This is a genomic window from Lujinxingia vulgaris (genome assembly GCF_007997015.1).
Taxonomy (GTDB): domain Bacteria; phylum Myxococcota_A; class Bradymonadia; order Bradymonadales; family Bradymonadaceae; genus Lujinxingia; species Lujinxingia vulgaris.
Map to the genome: position 1 here is coordinate 155658 of NZ_VOSM01000004.1, position 25195 is coordinate 180852.

The 25195-nt window shown below is 64.9% G+C and carries 15 protein-coding genes; 6 read left to right on the forward strand and 9 right to left on the reverse strand.

What is annotated here, in order from left to right; all coding sequences use genetic code 11:
- Nucleotides 1–244: 244 nt before the first annotated feature.
- Together FRC98_RS09970 and pdxH are read right to left on the reverse strand one after the other, a co-directional pair.
- A complete protein-coding gene (locus FRC98_RS09970) occupies nt 245–1318 on the reverse strand; it encodes a hypothetical protein (protein ID WP_146981235.1) in 1074 nt (357 codons plus the stop codon).
- Between the two features lie 173 nt (nt 1319–1491).
- Nucleotides 1492–2097 (reverse strand): pyridoxamine 5'-phosphate oxidase, encoded by a 606-nt coding sequence (gene pdxH, locus FRC98_RS09975; protein WP_146981237.1) that lies wholly within the window; start codon nt 2095–2097, stop codon nt 1492–1494.
- A gap of 311 nt (nt 2098–2408) precedes the next feature.
- On the opposite strand from pdxH, the gene FRC98_RS09980 reads away from it, so the two are divergent.
- From FRC98_RS09980 to FRC98_RS09990, 3 genes are all read left to right on the forward strand, one after another.
- Nucleotides 2409–2717 (forward strand): ATP-dependent Clp protease adaptor ClpS, encoded by a 309-nt coding sequence (locus FRC98_RS09980; protein ID WP_146981239.1) that lies wholly within the window; start codon nt 2409–2411, stop codon nt 2715–2717.
- A 120-nt stretch (nt 2718–2837) separates the two neighbouring features.
- Complete coding sequence (clpA, locus tag FRC98_RS09985) at nt 2838–5150, forward strand: ATP-dependent Clp protease ATP-binding subunit ClpA (RefSeq protein WP_146981241.1); 2313 nt, start codon at nt 2838–2840, stop codon at nt 5148–5150.
- Nucleotides 5151–5290: 140 nt separating this feature from the next.
- On the forward strand, nt 5291–6268 hold the full coding sequence (locus tag FRC98_RS09990; RefSeq protein WP_146981243.1) for a mevalonate kinase family protein: 978 nt from the start codon (nt 5291–5293) through the stop codon (nt 6266–6268).
- Nucleotides 6269–6437: 169 nt separating this feature from the next.
- Here the strand turns inward: FRC98_RS09990 and FRC98_RS09995 are convergent, their stop codons facing one another.
- From FRC98_RS09995 to FRC98_RS10005, 3 genes are all read right to left on the reverse strand, one after another.
- Nucleotides 6438–7196 carry a succinate dehydrogenase/fumarate reductase iron-sulfur subunit gene (locus FRC98_RS09995; RefSeq protein WP_230467478.1) on the reverse strand — a complete coding sequence of 253 codons (759 nt, stop codon included), beginning with the start codon at nt 7194–7196 and terminating at the stop codon, nt 6438–6440.
- 102 nt (nt 7197–7298) lie between these two features.
- Entirely contained in the window at nt 7299–9221 is a 1923-nt protein-coding gene (locus FRC98_RS10000) for a fumarate reductase/succinate dehydrogenase flavoprotein subunit (RefSeq protein ID WP_146981245.1), read from the reverse strand.
- Between the two features lies 1 nt (nt 9222).
- Complete coding sequence (locus FRC98_RS10005; protein WP_146981247.1) at nt 9223–9918, reverse strand: succinate dehydrogenase cytochrome b subunit; 696 nt, start codon at nt 9916–9918, stop codon at nt 9223–9225.
- 247 nt (nt 9919–10165) lie between these two features.
- On the opposite strand from FRC98_RS10005, the gene FRC98_RS10010 reads away from it, so the two are divergent.
- On the forward strand, nt 10166–11650 hold the full coding sequence (locus FRC98_RS10010) for a hypothetical protein (protein WP_146981249.1): 1485 nt from the start codon (nt 10166–10168) through the stop codon (nt 11648–11650).
- Nucleotides 11651–11671: 21 nt separating this feature from the next.
- Here FRC98_RS10010 and FRC98_RS10015 read toward each other — a convergent pair whose 3' ends face one another.
- The gene (locus FRC98_RS10015; RefSeq protein WP_146981251.1) at nt 11672–14293 is read right to left on the reverse strand and encodes a bifunctional aspartate kinase/diaminopimelate decarboxylase; all 2622 of its coding nucleotides are present in this window, start codon (nt 14291–14293) and stop codon (nt 11672–11674) included.
- 323 nt (nt 14294–14616) lie between these two features.
- Entirely contained in the window at nt 14617–16068 is a 1452-nt protein-coding gene (locus tag FRC98_RS10020; protein ID WP_230467479.1) for an SUMF1/EgtB/PvdO family nonheme iron enzyme, read from the reverse strand.
- A 415-nt stretch (nt 16069–16483) separates the two neighbouring features.
- Between FRC98_RS10020 and FRC98_RS10025 the strand changes: the two genes are divergently transcribed.
- Nucleotides 16484–17539, forward strand: coding sequence for a Leu/Phe/Val dehydrogenase (locus FRC98_RS10025; protein WP_146981255.1), 1056 nt, complete (start codon nt 16484–16486; stop codon nt 17537–17539).
- Nucleotides 17540–17910: 371 nt separating this feature from the next.
- Nucleotides 17911–21219 carry a dickkopf-related protein gene (locus FRC98_RS10030; RefSeq protein WP_146981257.1) on the forward strand — a complete coding sequence of 1103 codons (3309 nt, stop codon included), beginning with the start codon at nt 17911–17913 and terminating at the stop codon, nt 21217–21219.
- 286 nt (nt 21220–21505) lie between these two features.
- Here FRC98_RS10030 and FRC98_RS10035 read toward each other — a convergent pair whose 3' ends face one another.
- Nucleotides 21506–22876: a PhoH family protein gene (locus FRC98_RS10035; RefSeq protein ID WP_146981259.1), complete on the reverse strand. Its 1371-nt coding sequence runs from the start codon at nt 22874–22876 to the stop codon at nt 21506–21508.
- Nucleotides 22877–22987: 111 nt separating this feature from the next.
- Nucleotides 22988–25156 carry a sensor domain-containing diguanylate cyclase gene (locus FRC98_RS10040; protein ID WP_146981261.1) on the reverse strand — a complete coding sequence of 723 codons (2169 nt, stop codon included), beginning with the start codon at nt 25154–25156 and terminating at the stop codon, nt 22988–22990.
- Between the last annotated feature and the right edge of the window lie 39 nt (nt 25157–25195).

Consider the following 25195-nt stretch of genomic DNA (forward strand, 5'->3'; position numbering starts at 1 on the left):
GCCGCAGCTGGCGAGGCGCGCAAGGGTAGGGATGGGCGCGAATCTCGGCGCCGGCCAGCAGCCGGGCGCCGTGTTTGAAGATGGCTCTGGGTTACACCACTCGAAGCGGCCTAACAACGGGCAAAGGGCGCGTCGCATTCCGCGCGCGCCCTTTGCTCACAGCCATGGTGCGCTCCGCGAAAAACCAACCGCACAGACCAGCGCGGCGTGGCGGCGCTGAGACAGCACGAAGGTCTCTGGGACCTCACCAGCCGGAGCCGCCCGGGGGGTTGGTGCCCTGCGGGTTAGGCGCCTCCTGCACACCGGTGGCGGCCGTCGCCGGCGCCGGCGCGGGAAGCCCAACCTGGTCGCCGGCCTTAAGCCCGGCTTCTTTGGCCTTGCCGATGAGATTGCGGAAGGACTCGCTGGCGTTCTGCAGCTTCTGGTCCCACTCCGGATCGGGCTGCTTGCCGGCGATCTCGCGGTGGTAGGTCACGATCGTGTACGCCAGCGCGAAGGGCTCATAAAACGCAAGCTCCAGCAGGCGTCCACCCACGGCAGCGAGCACCAACGCGATAATAAAACCGAGCGTGCCCCACTCCGGCCCCAGCAAGCTGGAGATGAGCAGACCGGGCACGATGATCATCGCAAAGAAGATCACCCCGAAGACCTTGCCCAGCACCCACGCCTTCAGCGTCGTAAAGAGGATCGGCTTATAGCTCTGCCCGTAGAGCACGATGCCGTGGCGCGCGCTGTTCCAGACGTTCTCCTCGCGCTGCGCGATCGCGTAGCTCAAGATCGCCTCATCCACATAGGAGAGCGAGCGGTTGATGATCCCCTGCACGACGCGAATCAACTTGCGGAAGTCGCCGGGCAGCGGAATGAAGTTGATGATGCGCACAAAAGTGTTGGTAAACGCTTTAACCGTGCCGTTGATCAACGCGTCGAGCCCGAAGAGCACCGAGACATCTTTAAAGTATTTGGTGACAATGTCGCGCGCATACTGGATCTGGCCGGGACCTTTGGGAACCTCGCGCCCCAGCATCACCTCGGTCATCGCCGCGATATGCGCGCCTTTGACCATGTAGAGCAGGTAGCGCCGCGCCATCCGCCAGGCGAACCCGCCGGCGCCCATCGCAAAAAGGATGCAGATCACGCCCGCGATCGGCACCAACTTCGAGACAAAGAAGGCGATTGCCCCCCAGATCGCAAACCAGATCACCGCCACCAGGAAGAACCCCGCGTACACCGCAGCGTTCAGACCTAAGAGCGGCACCGTCGCGCCCAGAAGCGAGACGGCCTCTTTCATATAACTTCCCTGCGATTGATTCTGACTCATCGTTGCCCTCCGGGCAGCCTGGGTCGTTGAAGTTGAGCGCACTCACCAGTTCGGCGGTAACCCGGCCTTGAAAAGCCGGCGCGCGGTCGGCGGCGTCGTTGTGAAGAACGCGCCAAACCTAACGCCCCCCTGTGTCCGGGTCAACGCCTGGGATCAACGCCATCGGATCCTCTTCAGGGAAAGAGCCGGCGGCACTTAAATGACGCCTCGGGGCTCTCGCGCACAAACTCCCAGCGATCGTGAAGGCGCGCCTCACCGGCCTGCCAGAACTCGATGCGCGTGGGCACCACGCACATCCCCGACCAATGCGGGGGGCGCGGCACCGGCTGGCCCTCATAGCGCGCGCTGACCTCCTGGAGTGCGGCTTCGAGCTCGGCGCGCGAGCCCAGGCTCTGGCTCTGCTGCGAGGCCCACGCCCCCAGCTGGCTCTGGCGGGGGCGGCTGGAAAAATAGGCGTCGGCCGCCGCCTCATCGACCGGCTCGGCGCGCCCCTCCACGCGGACCTGACGCCCGAGCTCCGGCCAGAAAAAGGTCAGCGCGCAGCGCTGCTCAGCGTGAAGCGCGCGCCCCTTGCGGCTCTGCAGGTTGGTGTAAAAGACAAAGCCCTTGCGGTCGGCCCCCTTGAGCAACACAATGCGCACCGAAGGCTGCCCGTCGGCGTCAACGGTCGCCAGGCTCAGCGCGGTGGGCTCGATCATCGAACTTTCCCGGGCCTGCGTATACCAGGCGTCGAACCACTCAAAAGGATCGTCAAAGGGCAGCACAGCGTCTTGCGGCATAATCGATGTCTCCGCTCGGTTAAAAAAGCCGGGTAGGTGCGCCTTTGGGGAAGCTCCGGACTTTCAGTCGTGGCAACGGCGCTTAGCTTTGTAAGTAAGGGCCAGCGACGCCAACGGCAAGACAGGATCGGGGAGGAAACCAGCCATCGAATCTGCCCCGGTGCGTCCGCGCCCGCGCACGCAGATGCGCGCCGCGCTACGCCGGTGTCGTTGACCCGAAGGTGTCCTGATGCGCTTTTTTCGCCGCTGTGGCTTTTTCGCCAGGCTGAAAGCCCCTCAGCGCACACCCTGGCATACATGGGAGTAGGCAATTGAGTCAGCACGATTGGGATAGTGATGTCGTTACCGAGAAGAAAACCCGGCTCAAAAAACCCCGGCTCTTCAAGGTGATCTTTCATAACGACAATTACACCACCATGGAGTTTGTCGTTCAGATCTTAGAGCAGGTCTTTCATAAAAGCCCCGCCGAGAGCGCCCAGATCATGTTGCGCGTGCATAACCACGGCAGCGGCGTCGCCGGCATCTACCCCCGGGAGGTTGCCGAAACCAAGCTGGAGATGACCATCACCATGGCCCGACGCGAAGGCCACCCGCTGATGGTCACCATGGAGCCGGAGTAGCCTTTCGCATCACCCGTGGTAGCTGTGTTTTTGCTCGTCCCTCTAAAGATAAGGCGGAGTGTGCTGCGCCTTGAGACCACCCTCTACCCCTTTGCGGTCCTCTCGCCGGAGCCTTAGGTCATGATTCAAAAAGATCTCGAAATCGCCCTCTTCGCGGCGGTCCGTGAGGCCAAGCAGCGCCGCCACGAGTATCTCACCCTGGAGCACCTGCTCTACGTCTTATGTTACGACGAGACCACTCGCCGCATCCTGCGCCATGTCGGCGCCGATGTGGACCGGCTCACCCGCGACCTCGACGGCTTTCTCGAAGAGAACCTCGACCGCCTCCCCGCCGATATCAGCGCCGAGCCGGTGCAGACGGTGGCCTTTCAGCGCGTGATGCAACGCGCCATCATGCACGTGCGCTCCTCCGGACAGACCGAGGTCAACGGCGGCAACGTCCTCGTCGCCCTCTTCAGTGAGCCGGACAGCCACGCGGTCTTTTTTCTGGAGAACCAGAACGTCAGCCGCCTCGATGTCGTCTCCTACATCAGCCACGGCGTCAGCCGCCTGGACGAAGACGATCGCAGTGGCGACTCCTTCGACGACGAGCCCGACTGGGAAGACTCCTCCCCGCGCATCGACGAGGAAGAAGACACCGACGGGGTGCAAAACCCGCTGGAGAGCTACTGCACCAACCTGGTCGAGCGCGCCAAAAAGGGCCGCATCGATCCGCTCATCGGCCGCGACTCCGAGATCGAGCGCACCGTTCAGGTGCTGTGTCGGCGCCGCAAAAACAACCCGGTCTTCGTCGGCGACCCCGGCGTGGGCAAAACCGCGGTGGCCGAGGGACTGGCCCGCCGCATTGCCCACGGCCAGGTGCCCTCGGTGCTCGAAGACGCCGAGATCTGGTCGCTGGATCTGGGCGGGCTTCTGGCCGGCACCAAGTTCCGCGGCCAGTTCGAGCAGCGCCTCAAGGCGGTGATCAAAGCCCTGCAGAAGCGCAAAAACGCCATCCTCTTTATCGACGAGATCCACACCATCGTCGGCGCCGGCGCCACCAGCGGCTCCACCATGGATGCCTCCAACATCCTCAAGCCCGCGCTGGGCGACGGCTCGCTGCGCTGCATCGGCTCGACCACCCACGAGGAGTTCCGAAAAAGCTTCGATCGCGACCGCGCCCTGGCCCGTCGCTTCCAGAAGATCGACATCGTTGAGCCCACCATCGAGGAGACCCGCGAGATCTTGCGCGGCCTCAAGCGCCACTACGAGGCCTTCCACGACGTGGTCTACACCGATGAGGCCATTGATATGGCTGCCGATCTGGCCGCCAAACACATCACCGAGCGGGCGCTTCCCGACAAGGCCATCGACGTGATCGATGAGGCCGGTGCGCGCCACCGCATCCACCGCGCAGAGCTGGCCTCCAACACCATCGACGCCGATCATATCGAAGATGTCGTCGCCAAGATCGCGCGCATCCCGCAGCTCAAGGTTCAGGGCAGCGAGAAAGATCGCCTGCACCAACTGCGCGCCTCGCTCAAAGAGACCGTCTACGGTCAGGACGACGCCATCGACGCGGTGGTCACCGCCGTCAAGATGAACCGTGCCGGCCTGACCCGCCCCGACAAACCCGTGGGCAACTTCGTCTTCGCCGGCCCCACCGGCGTGGGTAAAACCGAAGTTGCGCGCCAGCTGGCCACCGCCCTGGGCATCGGCTTTATTCGCTTCGACATGAGCGAGTACATGGAACGCCACGCTGTGAGCCGCCTCATCGGCGCGCCTCCCGGCTACGTCGGCTACGACCAGGGCGGCCTGCTCACCGAGGCCATCCGCAAGACGCCCCACGCGGTGCTCCTGCTCGATGAGATCGAAAAAGCGCACCCCGACATCTTCAACGTGCTCTTGCAGGTGATGGATAACGCCAAACTCACCGACAATAATGGGCGAGAGGCCGATTTCAGGAATGTGATCCTGATCATGACCTCCAACGCCGGCGCCCACGAGATGGCCCAGAACGTGGTGGGCTTTAACCAGCGTATGGATCTTTCGCGCGGCAATAAGGCGCTCGAAAAGACCTTCTCACCCGAGTTCCGCAACCGCCTCGACGGGGTCATCGTCTTCAAGCCCCTGCCGCAGAGCGTGATCATGCGCGTGGTCGACAAGTTCGTCGACGAGCTGGAGTTCCAGCTCAGCGACCGCAACGTGCGCGTGACCCTCGACGACGACGCCCGCGCCTGGCTGGCCAGCCGCGGCTACGACGAAAAACTCGGCGCCCGCCCCCTGGCCCGCGTCATCCAGGAGCATATCAAACAGCCCCTGGCCGAAGAGATCCTCTTCGGGGCGCTCCAGGAAGGCGGCGAAGCCCAGGTCGGCGTCAAGGACGACGCGCTGGCCTTCGAGTTCTTCCCCGACAATGTTCAGGAAGAGGCTATGGCCAACGAGAGCGACTGATGCTCTCAGGCGCGCCGACCGCCGGCGCGCCCTGACGTCCTGAACCCGCTGCCCTTTCCCCACGCCGCGCTCCGACCGACCTTTTCAGTCGGATGCTCGGCGCGGGCATTTCAACAGACCTCTTCTTCTGGCGACCTCCCATGCCTGCGCCCGCTGTATCGGCCCCCGCAAAGCTCTTCCTCTTCGGCGAATACGCCGTCCTCGGCGGTGCCCGCGCGCTCGTGCAGGCCACCGGGCGCTGCGTCACCGCCCGCCTCACCCCCGGCCAGAACGCCTACCGCGTTGTCGGCGCCGACCTCTCCGCCGAGCTCGCCCTGCCCCGCGCCGCGCTCAACGCCCTGCAGCGCACCGACGGCGACGCCGCCCTCCACGATCTCACCCTCGACGTAAGCGCCCTCTACGAGCGCGGCCAGAAGCTCGGGCTGGGCTCATCGGCCGCCTCCACCGTGGCCATCATCAAAGCCCTGGCCCCCCACCTCTCGCCAGCGCAGACCTTTGAGGTCGCCCACCGCGCCCACCGCGCGCTCCAGGGCGGCCGCGGCAGCGGCGCCGACGTCGCCTCAAGCGCGTTTGGCGGCACCATCGCCTACCGCCTCACCACCTCCTCGCTCCCCGCTCCGGCCGACCTCCTGCTGCGCGATCTTCCGCCGCGTGATGGCGAGGCATACATCGCCGACGCCGCCATCCTCCCCGCGCTGCAGCTCCCCACCGATCTCAAGCTCAGCGCCGTGTGGACTGGCGAGCCCGCCTCATCGGTCTCTTTTATCAAGGGGCTGACGGCCGCATGGCATAAGGACTTCGAGAAGGTCGCCTCGACCTTGCAAGCGCTCGGCCACCAGGCCGAGCGCGCCCTCGACGCCTGCCTCACCGACGACACCGCAGTCTGGCTCGACGCCCTGGGCGAAGGCGACCGGGGCATGGAGCGCCTGGGTGAGATCTGCGATCTTCCGATCATCACCCCCGCCCATCGCCGGCTGCGCGAGCAAGCCCGCACGCTCGGCGCTCGCGTCAAACCCTCCGGCGCCGGCGGCGGCGACTTTTCGCTCGTGGCCTGGCACCGCTCCCAGCCCGCGCCAACAGCTCTTTTTGAAAACACGATCACGCTGGAACTTCACTGACCCTCGGTCGCCTCAAACTCTGACCCACGGTCACCTCAAACCCGCGCCACCACGCAACTTCGGCTGACCCTGGGTCAGCTTTCGGGCATAAAAAAACCGCCGGCGGATGCCGGCGGTTTTTTCATTCAAACGACCCGAGTGAGGCCTGGCCTCACCCTGCTCGACCCGCTTAGTGGTCGGTGAACATCGCCCGCAGGTACTCGCGCTTCATCGTCGCGATGTTGTCGAGCGAGATCTCTTTGGGGCAGGCCGCTTCGCACTCACCGATGTTCGAGCAGTTGCCAAAACCCTCGGCGTCCATCTGATCGACCATCGCGCGCACGCGACGACCGCGCTCGGGCGCGCCCTGGGGCATCAGCGCGAGCTGGGTGACCTTGGCGCCGGTAAAGAGCGAGGCCGAAGCGTTGGGGCAAGCCGCCACGCAGGCGCCGCAACCGATGCAGGCCGCCGCATCAAAGGCACGGTCGGAGAGGTCTTTGCCGATCTTCACCGCGTTGGCGTCGGGCTTCGGGCCGGTGTTCACCGACACGTAGCCGCCGGCGGCGATGATGCGGTCAAAGGCGCCGCGATCGACCACCAGGTCGCGAATCACCGGGAAGGCCTCGGCGCGCCAGGGCTCAATGACGATCGTCTCGCCATCGCGGAAGCTGCGCATGTGCAGCTGACAGACCGTGGTGCCCCGCTCCAGGCCGTGGGCCTGGCCGTTGACCACGCACCCGCAGGTGCCGCAGATGCCCTCGCGGCAGTCGCTGTCAAACTCAATGGGCATCTCCCCCTTCTTGATGAGGTCTTCGTTGACCACATCGAGCATCTCCAAGAAGGACATATGGGGGTTCACCTCGGCGGTGTAAGACTCAAAGCGCCCCTCGGTCTCGGGGCCAGCCTGTCTCCACACCTTCAGGTGTACGTTCATCGTCTCGTCGTGCATGGTTACTCCTTGCTGCGCATCTTCAGCGCTGATGGGCCTTCTGCCCGGCCGGCTCGCTGGCACAAAGGCCGAGCGAGCTGGCGAGGACTGCCGCCTGACGACTTATTTGTAGCTGCGCGTGCTCAGCTCAACGTTTTCAAACTCGAGGGGCTCTTTGATCAGCTCGGGCTCACCGGCTTCTTTGAACGCCCACGCCGCCACATAGCAGAAGTTCTCGTCGTCACGACGGGCTTCGCCTTCGGGGGTCTGGTGATCTTCGCGGAAGTGCCCGCCGCAGGACTCATCGCGGTGAAGCGCATCGCGAGCCATCAGCTCGGCCAGCTCCAGGAAGTCGGCCAGACGACCGGCGACCTCGAGCATCTTGTTGAACTCATCGCCGCCGCCCGGGATCTTCACGTCGGTCCAGAAGTCGTTCTGCAGCTTCTTGATCTTGGTGATGGCCTCTTTAAGCCCCTCGGGGGTGCGGCTCATGCCGACCTGGTCGTACATGATCTCGCCAAGGTCACGGTAGATCTCGATAACCGTGCGATTACCTTTGGCGCCCACGTCGAGCATTTTCTGCAGGTGAGCGGTGACTTCATCTTCGGTGCGCTTGAAGTCAGCGTGGTCGGTGCTGATCGCCTCGACCTTATTCTGCGCCAGGTAGTTACCCACCGAGAAGGGCACCACGAAGTAGCCGTCGGCCAGGCCCTGCATCAGCGCGCTGGCGCCCAGGCGGTTGGCGCCGTGGTCGGAGAAGTTCGCCTCCCCGGCCACGAAGAGCCCCGGAATGGTGCTCATCAGCTCGTAGTCGACCCACAATCCACCCATGGTGTAGTGCACCGCCGGGTAGATGCGCATCGGCACCTCGTAGGGGTTCTCGCCAGTGATCTTCTCGTACATATGGAAGAGGTTGCCGTACTTATCGGCGATGGTGTCGCGGCCCTGGTTCTTGATGGCATCGCGGAAGTCCAGATAGACCGCGCGCCCGGTGGCGCCCACACCCCGTCCCTCATCGCAGACGTACTTGGCGTTACGCGACGCCACGTCGCGCGGCACCAGGTTGCCGAAGCTCGGGTACTTGCGCTCCAGGTAGTAGTCGCGCTTTTCTTCGGGGATCTCGTGGGCCGGCTTCTTAACGTCGGCCTTGTCTTTGGGAACCCAGACGCGACCGTCGTTACGAAGACTCTCACTCATCAGCGTGAGCTTCGACTGGTAGTCGCCGGACTGCGGGATGCAGGTCGGGTGAATCTGCACGTAGCAGGGGTTCGCAAAGTGCGCGCCGCGCTTGTAGCAACGCCAGGCGGCGGTGCCGTTGGAGTTGAACGCGTTGGTCGACAGGAAGTAGACCCGCCCGTATCCGCCGGTGCAGAGCACCACAGCGTCGGCCTGGTGACGCTCAAGCTCACCGGTCACGAGGTTACGGGTAATGATGCCGCGCGCCTTGCCGTCGACCACAACAAGGTCGAGCATCTCGCGGCGCGGGTACATCGTCACGGTCTTATTGTCGACCTGACGCATCAGCGCCTGGTAGGCGCCCAGCAGGAGCTGCTGGCCGGTCTGACCACGCGCATAAAAAGTACGCGAGACCTGCGCGCCACCGAAGGAGCGGTTGGCCAGCTCTCCGCCGTACTCACGCGCAAAGGGCACGCCCTGAGCCACGGCCTGGTCGATGATCGCCGTGCTGACCTCCGCCAGGCGATGCACGTTGGCCTCGCGGCTGCGGAAGTCACCACCTTTGATCGTGTCGTAAAAGAGGCGCCAGACGCTGTCGCCGTCGTTCGGGTAGTTCTTGGCGGCGTTGATGCCACCCTGCGCCGCAATCGAGTGCGCGCGGCGCGGCGAGTCCGTGATGCAGAACGCGTCGACATGGTAGCCGAGCTCGCCAAGGGAGGCGGCGGCCGAGGCACCGGCCAGGCCGGTCCCGACGACGATGATCTTCTGCTTGCGCTTGTTGTTCGGCGCCACGAGTTTCATGTCGTGCAGCCGCTTGCTCCACTTCTCGGCCAGGGGCCCTTCGGGAACGCGTGAGTCTAACGTCGTCATATCAACCTCCAATAATGTACAGATAGACCGGAATCCCCAGGAACCCCACCGCAAGCACCACCGCGATCGCCAGGCCCAGCGCGTAGATGCCCTTGGACCACTGCGGCTTCATCGCGCCCAGCGACTGGAACGCACTCCAGAAGCCGTGACGCAGGTGGAAGCCCAGAAAAAGCATCGCGATGACGTAGAAAGCCACCCACAGCGGGTTCTGGAAGGACGCGGACACCAGGCTGTAGAGGTCGGTATGCTCTTTGCCATCGATGATCATCGTGGCGTCCATAAAGAGCTTCTGAATCCGGAAGTGCCAGACGTGCACCACCAGGAAGATGCCCAGAATGGAGCCGGTGATGATCATGTTGCGCGAGGCCGGGTTGAGGTTACTCGGCCCGCCCTTGGTCACCACACCGGCGTCGTAGTTGCTGCCACGGGCACGCTTGTTGCGCACCGTCGTGGTCACACCCCAGATGATGTGCAGCGCGATCACGGCCAGAAGCCCCATCTCAATCACATAGAGAAAGGGCCCGAGCAGCTCGAACTTCGAGGCGTAAATGTTAAACGCCTCGCCGCCATCGGGGACGTAGAGGGTCAGGTTGCCAAGCAGGTGCACGATCACAAAGAGCACAAGCGCGATGCCTGAGATCGACATGACGAACTTGCGCCCGATCGACGAATTCAGGGCCTTCTTCAATGGTATCATGGAAACAACTCCGAGGGTTCGGCCGTCCACCTCCGCCGCGCAAACCTTGCGCGCCACCGACCGATGAGGGGGTACGAGCCCGCTGCCAGTGTTGGCGCGTTCCTTAGCATGATTCACGCGCCCTTGAAAGACTTTCACCGGCTCAAGGTGCGCGCCTTGCCAGCCTCTGGCAAGATCGGAGCGTTTGCGGTGCCCCGATCATCTCCGTCACCGGGGCGAACACCCGAGCTACGCGGGTATTTCCACCATGTTTCAAAGTCCCTTGAACATTTTGCTGCGCTGGCACCCGCATAACGCGACCTTCCGGCTGATGGCGCTTCTTTTTAGCTTCGCCGGGCTCTGCCACCTCTGGCTGGCCGACGCCTGGATCCCGGAGTGGATCGCGGGCAACGCGCTTTTTCTGACGGGCATCCTGGCGCTGCCCCTCTCGCCATCGCTGATCCCCTGGGCCTTTTGCGCGCTGGGAAAAGCGCTGCCTCTTTTGTTGGGCCGCGATCATCTCAACCAGTCGTTGCTGCTGATGCTCATCGCGCTCGCGGCGATGCTCCTCTGCGCCATCGGTGGGTGGCGCGCCGCGCGCCGCTCCTCCGCGCTCGATCTTCTCGCGCTCCCTCCTGACGCCCTTACCGAATCACCAGGCCGACACGCCGCCCCCAGACTCACCGACGCCTTCTTTCACTTTAGCCGCGGGCTGACCGTGGCGGTCTACGCGATGAGCGCCTTTCATAAGCTCAACCGCGACTTCGTCGACCCCACGCTCAGCTGCGCGTCTTACGGGGTCGATAAGCTCGCAAACTACCTGAGCTTAAGCCTCACCGACCTCCCCGCCGGCTTGCTGCTTCGCCAGCTGGCACCGGCGTTGGTCATCGGCGCCGAGCTGACCATCGCCCTGCTCTACATCGTCGGGCGGCGCAAAGCGGCGCTGCTCCTGGCGCTGGCCTTCCACATCCCGCTCACGCTGACGATGGCGCCGGCCTTTGCCTTCGTGATGCTCATCGGCCACGCCGCGTTTTTGAGTGATGAGGATCTTCGCCTCTTCGCCGAGCGCGGCCGTCAGTTCGGCGCCTGGATCATCGGCGGCGCGCTCCTGATGATCACGCTCACCACCGTCCTGCACGGCGGTACCGACGACTGGACGATGCTCCCCCGCGAGGCGCTGCTCTGGGCGCTCCTTTTCTGGGCGGCCCTCACCCCTCTCTCCCCCCGCGCGCTCTGGCGCCCGACGCTCCCGGGCCAACCCACCTCCCGGGCGGCCCGCGGCCTGGCCACCCTGGCTGTGGCGCTTTACCTGGTGCACGCGCTCACTCCCTACCTGGGGCTGCGCTTTCAGCACACCGCCGCGATGGTCAGCAACCTGCGCATCGACCGGGGCTGCTGGAACCACCTGGTCATACCCGAGCGCTGGCGCCTTCGCGACGACTATATCCGCGTCGACGAGGTCTACTTCCACAAACCCGGTTTCATCGCCGAGTACGAAGACAAGGTCCTCGACCAGCTCTGGAACACCACCCAGGTGCGCCAGATGCGCCGCAACTGGTGCAAGGACGAAGTGCGCCCCTTCTACTTAAAAGGCACCTGGCGCGCGGAGCCCTTTGAGATCGACGACCTCTGCGCCGACCCGCTCCCCTGGCCCTTCGAGCGCGCGGGGGTGTTTGGCGAGGAGATCTTTGAGGATCACCTGCGCTTCCAGCGCAACCTCCCGCGAACCTGCCCGGCGGCCTGTATTCATTGAGCGATCGAGGGGTTTCGAGTCTCACTGCCCGGGGTTGGAAGGCCTCTTCAGCTCCCCGAGCACGACCTCGCGGGCGGGCTTGCGCAGGTTGTAACGCGAGCTCATCGCCCGCCCGTAGGAGCCGCAGTTGGCCACGAGCAACACATCGCCCTCCGCGCACGTCGGAAGCCAGCGCGCATGCCCCAGCACATCGCCGCTCTCGCAGATCGGCCCCACAATCTCGGCCTCGATCTCGGGCTCCTGCGCGTGGCGCGTGAGGTTGACGATGGCATGGTAGGCCCCGTAGAGCGCGGGGCGAATCAGGGTGTTCATGCCCGTTTCCACGCCCACGTAGTGGTAGGCCCCCTTGGTCTTGAGCTGGGTGACGCGCGCGAGCAGCACGCCGGCCTCCGAGACCAGAAAACGCCCCGGCTCCAGCCACAACTCCAGCTCGGGGTGGGCGGCCTTAAACGCCTCCAGCGACGCGTTGACCGCCTGCAAGTCCAACGCCTGCTGCCCGGCGCGCTCCGGCACTCCGAGCCCGCCGCCGAGGTTGAGCCAGCGCACGTCGGGGAAAAACTCGCGGCATTGCTCTAAAAACACCGCCGTCGACGACCAGGTGCCCGCGCGACGCACGCCGCTTCCCACGTGGGCATGCAAACCCACCACCTTCAGGTTGGCCGCCGCCGCAAGCTCCGCAAGGCGAGTGAGCTCATCTGCGCTCACCCCGAACTTCGACTTCGGGCCGGCGGTGCGGACGTAGCGGTGATGCCCGGCCCCCTGCCCCGGGTCCACGCGCACCAGCACCTCCTGCCCCTCAAAGATCTCCGGCCAGGCCTCCAGCGGGTGCAGATTGTCCAGCGTCACCATCGCGCCGACCTCAAAACCCAGCACATACTCCTCGCGCGGCGCGAAGTTGGGGGTAAAGAGCAGGCGTCCGGGCGCAAGCGTTGGGAAGAGCTTTCGCACATGCTCAACCTCCCCCGGAGAAACGCACTCAAAGCCCACCCCGCGCGCCTCCAGCGTGCGCAGGATCTCGGGGTTGGGGTTGGCCTTAATCGCAAAAAACACACGGTCGACCGCCCCCATCGCCCGGAGCCGGTCGGCCTGCGCAGCGACTTCGTCGAGGTTATAGGCGTAGGCCGCGCCACCTTCGGCGATCTTCAGAAGTTCGTCGCGACGCTTGCGCCACCAGGCATCCTCAAAGGGAAGTTGCGGGAGCACGCGCCCGCTGAGCTCCTCCCAGCTCGCGCCAAACACCTGGTCGGGGCCCTGTTCCCCAAAGAGAAGTTGATGAAGTTTCCCAACAAGGCGCTCGGCCTGAGCCTCATCCACCACAAAGCTCAAGTTGAGGTCGCTGGCCGACTGCGACATCAGATAGATCTGCTGCTCTTCAAAAACCTTAAGCGCCGGGGCGAGCTGGCTTAAGATCGAGCGCACCTGCCGCCCCACCAGGCTGACCACCGCGCAGCCCTCCACGACGCGCGCGCGGCAGAGCCCGTTGAGGTCGGCGTGAAGCCGCTCCAGGGTGGCCGGCTCCAGAGCGTTGGCCATCGGGTCGAGCGTCACGCTGACCTCCGCCTCCGAGGTCGCCACCATGTCGATCGAGAGGCCGTGCGACTTAAAGACCGCAAAGACATCGGCCAGAAACCCGACCTGCTGCCACATCCCCAGGGTCTCCATCGAGATGACGGTGACCCCGGACTTAGCCGACACCGCCTTGACCTGCGGGCCCTGGCCGGTGGCCTGCGCCGCGATCACCGTGCCATCCTGGTCTGGCGAGGGCGTGCAGCGGATATGCAGCGGGATGTGATGCTCGCGCACAGGCGCAAGGCAGCGCGGATGCAACACTTTGGCGCCCATCGTCGCCAGCTCCTGCGCCTCGGCGTAATCGAGCCTGCGCAAAAGCCGGGCGGTGGGCACCTGACGGGGGTTGGCCGAAAACATCCCGGGCACGTCCGTCCAGATCTCCAGGCGCTCGGCGCTCAGGCGCGCCGCCAGATAGGCCGCCGAGGTGTCGCTGCCGCCGCGGCCCAGCAGCACCGTCTCACCGGCATCATTGCCGGCGATAAAGCCCTGGGTGATCACCACCCGCGCCGCATCGGCCGCAAGGCGCGCCTGCAGCACCTCATCGACCCCGGCGTCGCAGGCCGCCGAGATATAACGGCGGCGAAGCGGGGCGTTGGGCTCCTCGGTGGCGCGAAGCATCGTGCGGGCGTCGGCCCAGGCGCTCTCGCGAATCGCACGCGCCACAAAGGCCGCGCCCAACCGCGTCGACATCAGCTCGCCCAACGCCAGAATCTGCGCGTGAATGCGCGGGCTGACTTCCTTGACCAACGAGGCGCCGAGCGCCAGCCGCTCCAGCGTGAGGAGCTCGTCTTCGAGCAGCGAGGTGGCGTCGACCCCCAGCGTGTCAGCCAACTCGGTGTGGCGAGCCTCGATCTGCTCCAGTAGCTCGTGGTGTTTTGCCTGCGGGGCGCGCGCGATCACATCTTCAAGAAGGTTCGTCACCCCGCTGAGCGCGGAGCAGACCACCATCACTCGCCGATCCGGCGCCTCGGCCAGACGCTCCTGGACCACGCTTAAGATCGTCTCCCAGCGCTCCCGACTCGACACACTGGTGCCGCCAAACTTCAAGACCACCCACGAGGTGCTCGTCGTCATCGCTCTCTCGTCACGTTTCCGTGTTTTTCGATTTGATTTCAGGGGCGTTTTGCCGCCCCGGGGTATACGCGCCTGGCCAGCTTCTGTCGAGGCGCGAGGTCTTTTAAAGGCGCGAAATCTCACGACTAAATGCCCACACCCAACGCCACATCGCCGGACACCGCCGCTCGCGCAACATCTGCAAACCTCAGCCCCGAGCCCTGCAACAACGCCCGCAGCCCCCCCTGCAAACCCGCGCTCAGCGCGAGATCTCGCAACCTTTTGGACTTCGGTCAGGAGCCTCGGTCAGTCTCTAAGAGAGCCCGTCGCCCCCTGACGAAGTGTCACCGCGGCTGCGGATCGCGCAGCGACCACACGCAGCGAAAGGAGTGATTGGCGCGGCGCTCTCCGGGCTCGTAGCGCCCGCGGGTCGCGCAGCGAAGCGCAAACTCCGGATGCGCAAACGAGCCCCCGCGCAGCACCTTGCGCGTGCCGCGCCTCGGGCCGCCCGGATCTCGCGGTGGCGCCTCGTTGTAGTAGGTGCCCTCGTACCAGTCGGCGACCCACTCAAAGACGTTGCCGGCCATGTCTTCGACGCCGTAGGGGCTGCGCCCCGCGCTGCGCTCACCGGGGACGCCGGGCGCCGGATTTTCGCCATAAAGCGCAAGCTCCGCGTTGGGAGGCGCATCCCCCCAGGGGTAGGTGCGCCCATCGGTGCCGCGGGCGGCTTTCTCCCACTCCGCCTCGGTGGGAAGGCGCTTTCCGGCCCAGCGCGCGTACTCGTAGGCCTCCCGCCAGGTCACGTGCACCACCGGCAGCTCCCCGGCCCCGCGCGGGGCGTTAAACTGGTACCACTCCTCATCGAGCTTCAGCCCGGTCTCGGAGGCGAAGCGAAAAAACTGCGCCGCGCTCACCGGAGCCCGGTCGATATAAAAGGCCGAGAGTTCCACGCTGCTCATCGGCTGCTCCTCGCGGCGGGCGGCCTCGTCATCCTCGCGGCTCCCGCGCAGAAAGGGTCCGGCCTCCACCGCGCACATCATCTCGTAATCAAGCGAGGCGCGCAGCGCCTCGATTTGCCCCAGAATCTCGCGGGGGTTGATCAGGCTGTGGGCCGCATCCTGAGCCAACATCCTGGCCACCAGCCCGGCGATGCCAGCGCCTGCATCTTCTCCCACGCGCCCCTGGATCTCACGGAGGACCATGCCGGCCACATCGGATTCGGGCCCCCGCTCTTGAACGCCGAGCATCTGGCCGAACACCCGGGCGACCGCGCGGTAATCCTGCGCCGGCTCCGGCGCATCGGGCCCCAGCCAGACCCCGCTGAGCGCGGCGCCCAGACGTCCGTCAACCTGCTCGCGCACAAGCACCCGCGAGGCATCGAGGCGACCGTGGCGATAGCCCGCCCCGTGCATCGCGCGCAGCGCCTCGATCAGATCCTGCATCAGCGCCAGCGCCACCCAAAGAGGCACCCGTTCCCGCGCGGCGAGCAGCTCGTCGAGACGCGCTCCCGACGGCCAGTCCATCACCACCGAGACGCCCTCATCGCCGGGGACCACCCCCACAACGTCCAACAGGCCCGGGTGGATCAGCTCGGCAAAGGAGCGCGCCTGCCCCTCGACCTCCCGCATCGCCTCGCCAGCGCCCTGATGAAGTTGAATCATCACCGGGCTCCCCCGCTCCACGTCGTGACCGGCCTGCCAGCGCACGCCTTCATCCTGGCGAACCAGCCCCAGCACCGCCCAGCGCTCCTGAAGCAGCGTGGAGGTCGGCGTGCCGCGCACCGTAGCCGTGGCCACGACCTCCTCACCAAGCGGCGCCTTGCACCGTCGGCATTGTGCCTGCGTCGCAAGGTTCCTCGCCCCACACTGTGTGCAGATCACCGATGTCGTCATCTTCGCGCGCTCCCGCAGCACGCCCGCGCCTGAAGGCACGCCGGCGTCTTCTCATGGTTGAACGCGACAACTTTCCCCACCGCCCGATCCCCGGTCAAGCATAATCCCCTTTAAGGGTTGCACCCGGGACAGGCAGATTTCCCGGTCGCGCCATCGCCCTCAAACACCGCCTCATCGTGACGCTACGCGTCAACGACAGTCCTTGCCTAACCCCACCCCCCTCACTATAAGTGCCCCCGAAACAGGAGGGCCGAGACTGTGAACTCGGCTCACATAAACCGCACGCTTCTCGCTACGCCAACGCCTGAGGAGATCGCTCGTGGACCTTTTCGAATACGCCAATTCTCTGAACTTCGGCGAAGTTCATTTCAAAACCGACGCCGCCACCGGCCTGCAGGCCATCGTGGCGATTCATAACCTGAAGCAAGGTCCGGCCATCGGGGGATGCCGCTTCATCGAGTACCCCTCCACCGCCGAGGCCACCCGCGACGCCCTGCGCCTGGGCCGCGGCATGACCTATAAAGCGGCCATCAGCAACCTGCCCCACGGCGGCGGCAAGGCCGTGATCATGCGCCCGAAAAACCTGGGCGCCGAGCAGCGTGAGCGCCTCTTCGAAGAGTTCGGGCGTTTTGTCGACTCGCTCGGCGGTCGCTACATCACCTGCGAAGACAGCGGCACCAACGTCAACGATATCAACGTCGCTCACCGCTTCACCGATCACGTGCTGGGCTACGACCCGGACGCCGGCAGCTCCGGCGACCCCTCCCCGGTGACCGCCTACGGCGTGCGTCGCGGCATCGAGGCGGCGGTGAAGTTCAAGCTGGGTCGCGACTCCCTTGAAGGCGTGCACATCGCCGTGCAGGGACTGGGCGCGGTGGGCTTTTGCCTGGCCCGTGAACTTCACGAGCTCGGCGCCACCCTGACCGTGGCCGACATCAACCCGGCCGCCGTCGAGCGCGGTGTCAACGAGCTGGGCGCCACCGCGGTGAGCGTCGACGCCATCCACACCGTCGACTGCGACATCTACGCCCCCTGCGCCCTGGGAGGTGCCATCAACGACACCACCCTGGCCGGCCTGCAGTGCAAGATCGTCGCCGGGGCCGCCAACAACCAGCTCCTGGAGAACCGCCACGGCGAAGAGCTCCATCGCCGCGGCATCCTCTACGCGCCGGACTACGCCATCAACGCCGGCGGGCTCATCAACGTCGCCCAGGAGTACGTGGGCTACGACCGTGAGCGCGCCATGGCCAAGACTTCTGAGATCTACGAGACGATGCTCGCCATCTTCGACCGCGCCGGCTCCGAGGATCTTCCCACCGACGTGATCGCCGACCGCATCGTCGAAGAAAAGATCTTCGGAAAAGCGCTGCGCTGATCATCGCGCAGCGGCACATCTCGCTCGATGCAACGCCTAAAGACGCCCCCGGCCGCGGCCGGCGGGCGTCTTTTGCGTCTGGCCCCCGGCGCCACCGCTCTCGGCCCCCCGCCACCTCGCAACGCCCCGAAACACAAGGCCGGGCGGATGTAGCTTGACAGTCTCCCCCCGATTAACCAATTCTGAGCGCATTGTTCGGAGCCTTTCCCAGCGCCACACGCACCACCAGGCGCTCAGACTTCGATCCTTAGCTCGCGCCTCACCGCGTCGAGCGCCCCGAAACTAACGTAAAGCTCCACACGCTCAGACAATCCCACATCAGGATGGAAGCCATGGCAATTTGGTGGCGATACCGCCTCGCGGTAATCAGCTTGGCATTAGCGTTCTCTTTGACCACCGCCTGCGGCGGCGGCGAAACCGACGTCGACGACCCCGACACCTGCGAGGGTGACAGCTGTGAGGAGCCCGATGTGGGCCCTGACGTCGACGAGTGCGACCCGACGGTCGACGAGTGCGACGAGGAGCCCGACGGCGGCGAGCCCGGCGTCTGCTCCGACGACAATGACTGCTCGGCGGGCCGCTACTGCTACGACGACAGCTGCGTCAGCGACACCTTCATCTGTACGCTGCTCAACTGCGCCGGCCAGCCCGGCGTGTGCGACCCCGCGGCTCGCGAGTGCGTCAACGCTGAGGTCTGCACCTCGGTCAACGACTGCCTCGAAGGCAACCTGTGCGTGGCCAACCAGTGCCAGCCCGAAGCCGACCTCTGCTCGGAATGCTCCGAGAACGAAGAGTGCGTCTACGATCGCACCAACCTCAGCGTGAGCTGCGTTGACCCCACCATCGTGTGTGAGGCCGATGCCCGCTCCTGCGACGGCGACACCCTGGTCGTCTGCAACGCCGACGGCACCCAGGAAGCCCGCATCAACTGCCGCGAGGGCTGCGACGGCACCGAACTTCGCTGCATCCTTCCCGAAGCCGACAGCTGCGCCGACGCCTATGAAGTCGTCGACGGCGACTCCTTCGAGATCGACTGGACCGAGTTCTCCAACTACTACCAGCCCACCGAAGAGTCGGCCTGCGTGCCGATCAACCGCCTCTTCAACACCTCGGGCGCCGACGTCTCCTTTAAGGCGACCGTCCCCCCGGGTGAGCAGCTCACCGTCTCGATGACCTCCGCGGTCGACTACGGCGCGATCTACCTGCTTGAAGAGTGCGTCGACGTTGTCGAGAGCTGCGTGGAGCCCTCCGCTACCGACTTCATCCGTGGCGAAGAAGAGTTCGTGCGCGCGGCCGCTTATACCAACGAGACCGACGCTCCGGTCACCCTGACCATCATCGCCGACACCGGCGTGGGCACGCTGGATAACCCCGCAACGCTGGACTTCTCCATCGGCCTGCCCCTCTGCGAGCCCGGCACCTATGTGTGCGCCGAGGGCCAGCGCGAGGTTTGCAACGCCTTTGGTAACGCCTACCGCCAGCTTCCCTTCTGCCCCTTCGGCTGCGGTGAAGAGGCCGACCAGTGCGCCGAGGCCCCCAACTCCGTCTGCAGCGCGGCTGTGGACCTGGCCGCCGAAGGCATGACCTACTCCAGCACCGTGCGTGACCTGGGTGTCGACGCTCAGGTGCGCTACGGCTCGGGCGGCTCGCTTGACGGCGACCAGTGCAACTTCTCCTCCAGCAGCCGCGACGACGATCTGGTGGGCGGCAGCGGCTACTTCTCCGTGGAGCTTGAAGCCGGCCAGCGCCTCACCGCGACCCTGGCGTCGGAAGCCGACATGGCCATGTGGATCTCCCGCGGCTGCCCCGACATCCAGCCCGAAGATTCCGAAGATGAGACCAACCTCAACTGCCAGCGCGCCGCGAACATCGCCGGCGCCTCCGGCACCGAGACCCTCACCTACGTCGCCGCTGTTTCCGACACCTTCATCCTTGCCGTTCAGGCCGTCGGTGAAGATGACAACGAGGGCGAGTTCGTGCTCGACGTCAACATCGAAGATCCGGTCTGCGACGGTCTGGATAACGGCTCGGTTCTGGGCTGCTTCGACGAAGACACGCTGAGCATCTGCAACGGCGACTTCCCCACCTTCTACAGCTGCGAAGGCGGCTGCACTGACGGCGCCTGCGGCACCCCGCGTGGCGATCGCTGCGTCGACGCCATCAGCCTGGCTGTGGGCGAGTCCTACGAGGGTGATTTCGCCAACATCACCAACAAGCTCAACGCTCCGGGCGGCTGCTTTGAAGGCGCCGTCCCCGGCGGTCGCGACGCGGTCTTCGCCGTGGAGCTTGAGGCCAACGACATCCTGGAAGCCACGCTCGTCTCCGACGTCTACGCCGGCATCTACATCCTGAGCGACTGCCCCGGCCTCGACACCATCAGCGGCGCCTGCGAAGTCGGCGTCCTCGACGGCGAAGCCGAAGATCAGTACGTCGAGTTCTTCGTCGAAGAAGCCGGCACCTACTACGTGGTCGTCGATGCAGGCACCTCCGCTACCGAATCCGGCACCTTCACCCTGAGCCTCAACACTCGCCAGGGCGTCTGCTCGCCGGGCAGCACCTTCTGCGCCGACGGTGCTTTCCAGACCTGCTCGGAGACCGGTGATGAAGTCGTCGACTCGGTCACCTGCCCCTTCGCCTGTACTCCGGATGGAACGCAGTGTGGCGGCCCGGCTCAGCCCAATGGAACGTGTGATACTGCACTTTCCATCACCGCCCCGACCACCATCTCGGATGTCTTCGGCAAAGATGGAGCCCCGCGTTTCTTCTCCGACTTCGTTCTTACCAGCGAAGCGGATTGCTACGGCGGGTCGGACACCAACGGTAACGACGCGGTGTATGAAGTTACCCTGGCGCCGACGCAGGGCCTCAAGGCGACTCTCAACGCGGCTGTGACCTCCGGTGCAGTGCTGTATCTCCTCAGCGCATGCGACGACACCAATGTCGATAACTCCTGCATGCAGGCCGACACCGGTGCGGGCGCTGAAATCGACTACATCTCCGAAGAAGGCGGAACCTACTTCCTGATCGTCGACCGCACCGAAGTTCAGGCGGCCAGCGCCAACGATGCGTTCACCATCGAGATCGACTTCTTCGACACCCCCTGTGACGCCCTGAGCGTGCAGCGCTGCATCAACGGTGGCACCACCATCGAGATCTGCGACGAGCGCGGCAACCAGGAACTCATTGAGTGCGACTACGGCTGCGCTCTCGACGAGTCCGATCCTGAAAACGTTGAGGCTTTCTGCCAGGACCGTGAAGGAGACACCTGTGAGCGTCCCTTCGTCGTTACCGGCGATACCTACAGCTTCTCCGATGCCATCGCCGGTTACAGCAACACCTACACCCCGCTGAATGACTCGAACGGCATCAGCTGCACCGGATGGCGTGGTGCCGGTGGTGAGGTAGTCTTTGAAGTACCGATGGCTCCCGGTGATGTGGTCACCGCCTCAATGACCAGCCAGTACGACGGCGCGCTCTACCTGAGCCGTGGCTGCACCAACCCGGCCATCGCGACGCAGAGCTGCCTGGAAGGCTCCGATGAGGTCTTCGAGGGTAATGGCACCGAGACCATCACCTACACGGCTGCCGAGACGCGCTCCTACTTCATCTTCGCCGATGGCGTGGAGCTCGGCTCGACAGGCACCTTTGATGTGCAAATCGACATCACCCGCGCTCCCTGATCATCTCTTGATGATTTGAGCTAAAAAAACGCGCCCCTTCGGGGGCGCGTTTTTTTATGCCTGCGAGACCTCTTGACCTGACCCACGGTCACGTTTCGACCTGACCCTCGGTCACCACTTCGACCTGCTCCCATGTCCGCCGAAGTTCGCATAGAACCTGCCCCACACGCCCTCTTCACCCCTTTCGCTTCGACGCGATTAGAGCTCCGGCTGACATAAAAAAAGCCGGCCCGAAGGCCGGCTCTTTCATGCCGAAAAACGCGTCGCTGACGCCCGATCAAAATCCTTACAAAAGATTCGCCGCCATCTCCGCCAGATCCGAACGCTCGCCCTTAAAGAGCGTCACGGTGCTGGCGAGCGACTGCCCCTTGAAGCGGTTGACCAGATAGCTCAACCCGTTGGACTCGCTGTCCACGTAGGGGTTGTCGATCTGGTAGGGGTCGCCGGTGAGCACGATCTTGGTGCCCTCGCCAACCCGCGTCAGGATCGTTTTGACCTCGTGGGGCGTGAGGTTCTGCGCCTCGTCGACGATCATGTAGAGGTTGGGCAGCGAGCGGCCGCGGATGTAGGTCAGGGGCTCGATCTCGATGATGCCCATCGAGCGGAGCTCATCGGCCCCGCGTCCGGAGCGGCGGTCGGTGTGGCTGATGCCCATCAGGTATTCGACGTTGTCGAAGATGGGGCGCATCCAGGGGTCGAGCTTCTCCTCAATGGTGCCCGGGAGGTAGCCCAGGTCGCGGCCCATGGGGATGACCGGGCGGCTTACGAGAAGTTTATGGTGGCTGCGCTCCTCGGTGACTTTTTGCAGACCGGCGGCGATCGCCAGCAGCGTCTTGCCCGTGCCGGCCTTGCCGATGAGCGTGACGACTTTGATGTCGTCGTCGAGCAGCGCGTCGAGAGCAAAGGCCTGCTCGCGGTTGCGGGGGCGAATGCCCCAGACGTGGTCGCGTGACTTGCTCAGCGGGCGAATCGTCGCCTCGCCAGTCTCGGCGTCAAGCGTGAGGCGCCCCAGCGTGTTCTGCGGGCCGCCGGCGGCCCGCAGCCAGAGGTACTCGTTGGTGTAGAAGTGCGCGCCGCGGCGGCGAGTGGACTCGGCGCGGTATTGCGCGAGCTCCTCGACGTTGACGCTGAGTTGGCCTTTTTCATGGAGCTCATCAATCCAGCCGTTGGGCACCTCCAGCTCACTGGCCCCGCTGTAGAGCTCCTGCACCGAGACGACGTCTTGCTCTTCGTACTTCTCAGCGGCCAGGCCCAGGATGTTGGCGCGCACCCGCAGGTTCACGTCTTTGGAGACGAAGATGCAGGGCACATCCGGCTGCCGGCGCTGCACCTCCAGCGCCACGCTCAGGATGAGGTTGTCGGTTTTGTTGGTATCGAGAAATTTGACCGACTCATCCTGCAGAAGATCAAAGCTGACCTTGAGCGAACCGCCGCCCTCCAGGGCCACCCCTTCGACCAGATCGCCGCGGTTGCGGTAATCGTCGAGGATGCGGCTGACTTCCCGGGCGTTGCGCCCCAGCTCGCTCATGTCGCGTTTAAAGGTGTCGATCTCTTCGATCACATAGATCGGGATGATGACCGTATTATCCTCAAAGCCAAAGATGGCGCGCGGATCGTGGAGCAGGACGTTGGTATCGAAGACAAAGTTTTTCTTCATGATTCCTCGGCAGGTGAGGGAGGTCCACATCAACACAGCGGTGAATCTAGCCTACTCCGGGTCCCTGGCACGGCAGGATTGAAGCGTCTCATCGACGCATGGCGAGGGCGCTTACGCCGCCGCCGTCTTCGCGACCATCTCGCTGTAGACCGTGACCTGGTTTCGACCGTTCTTCTTAGAATGGTAGAGGGCCTGATCGGCCAGGTCCACCAGCGCGTGCTCGTGATCGGTGTCCACCGGGCCAATGGCGATGCCCATGCTGATGGTGCACTGCAAAAGCCCCTTATCGGTCTCAAAGCTCAGCTTGCTGATCGCCACGCGCAGCCGGTCGGCGACCTGACGTGCGCCCTCAATGTCGGTGTCTTCCAGCACCAGCACAAACTCCTCGCCGCCGTAACGCGCGGGCATATCGACCTCGCGCAGCCCCTCGCGGAAGACGCGTCCGACGTGGCGCAGAACCTCGTCACCGACGGGGTGTCCGTAAGTGTCGTTGACCGATTTAAAATGATCGATGTCGGTGAGCACCACCGCAAAGGTGCGACGCGAGCGCTTATGGCGCGCCATCGCCTCACTGAGACGGGTCTGGAAGGTGCGGCGGTTGGGAAGTCGCGTGAGCGCGTCGATGCTGGCCATCTCCTCCATGCGCTCGTAGAGGCGCGCGTTCTGGAGGGTGACGGCGACCTGGTTGGCGATGACCTCGAGCATCTCGCGGCGCTCTGCGGCGAACTGGTTGGCCTCACGGTGCCCGATGACCAGCGTGCCCACGGCCTGATCCTGGACGATGAGCGGCAGCACGATGAGGCTACGAAGATCGCGCGCAGACTGGCCCGGCCCGAAGATCACCGCCTCCGGATCGCGCAGATGCCCGCCAAAAGGCAGGTAGTGGCGGTTGCTCACCACCATCGACACAAGGCCCTGGTTTGACGCGAAGCTCACCTGGTCCCAACCTCCCTGACTGGTCATGCCATCGCCGCTGACGCGGGCGACATGGTGGCGATCGTCCTGCTCATCGAAGAGGGTGATCGCCGCAAAATCAAAGGCCACAATCTGCGCCACGCTCTCCAGAGCCACCTCGTAGACCTGGTCCGGGGTGAGTACCCCGTTGAGCTTGCGGCTGGCCTCAAAGAAGCGGCTCACCTCAAAGCGCGCCCGTTCAATCGTGGCCACCACGCGCTCATTCTCAACCGCGCGCATCACATAAGATGCGGCGTCTTCCACCACCCGAATCTCCTCGGCCTCAAAGGCGCGCTCAGCCCGCCGGTCGACGCAGAGCACCCCGCGCAGGTGGCCCTTCTCGATGACCGGCACGCCCAGAAACTCGGTGACATCCTGCGGGTGGCGGTAGTAGGCCAGCCCCCGAAAGCCGGGGCGCAACGCCTTGAGCGCCAGCGTCTCGCGCTGGCGCGTCAGACCGCCGAGCACGCCGCCCGCCGGGTCGATGGCGCCGTCGACCAGCGCGTCGCTCTCGCTGACAAGCTCCTTGATGCGCAGGCGCTCATTGCGCACATCAAACCACAGCAGCACCACGGTGTGGGCCTTGAGCGCGGTTTTGACGAGCTCCAGGGTCACAAAGATCGTGTGGTGCACGGCGTCGACCGCACCGCGCACAATCAGCTCCTCGGCCTGGCGGCGGTCGACGGCGTCCTGGCCGCGGCCGGCGTGAATCAGGCGGAACTCACGGGCCTCCTGGAGCATCTGCTCGCGAGCCTCACTGAGTTCAACCTCAACGCGCTTTCGACCGCGCTGGGTGTGGCGACCAACGGCCTTCCAACAGAGTGCAACGGCGGCGATCATCAACGTGGCGCGCACAAGAAGGGGTATGAGGCTGACCTCGCTTAAACCCTCGACCAGGGCCGGTCGGAGCGTGTGGGGGTCGGCGGTGCCCATCAGCGCGCTCGTAAGCTCGACGCTGAGCGCGGCGCCCAGGCTCCAGGCCACCGCGCGGCTGGAGCGCGTCGCGGCGATGGCAGCGAGCGTGAGCACCACAAGCGCAAAGAGCTCCACGCCCAGGCCTGCGGCAAGGCGCGAGATCATCAGCGCGGCGCCGAGCGCGCCCAGACAGATCGCCAGCTCGGCGGCGCCCTCGCGCAGCCCCCGAAACCACAGCATGGCTGCGAGCGCCAGAGAGGCGATGATGCCGAGGGCGTTGAGCGCCCCGAAGAGCGCCACATGGCCCAGCACGCCCAGCGCGTAGCCGGCGAGCAGCAGCGCGCCCACCACCACCCAGCCCTGGCGTCCGGGCTGTTTCGGGCGTCGTCGTGTCGTTGTTCGGGTGCTCATCGTCGGCCTCCTTAGCCTTGAGCGGCGCGCCGGTCCTGG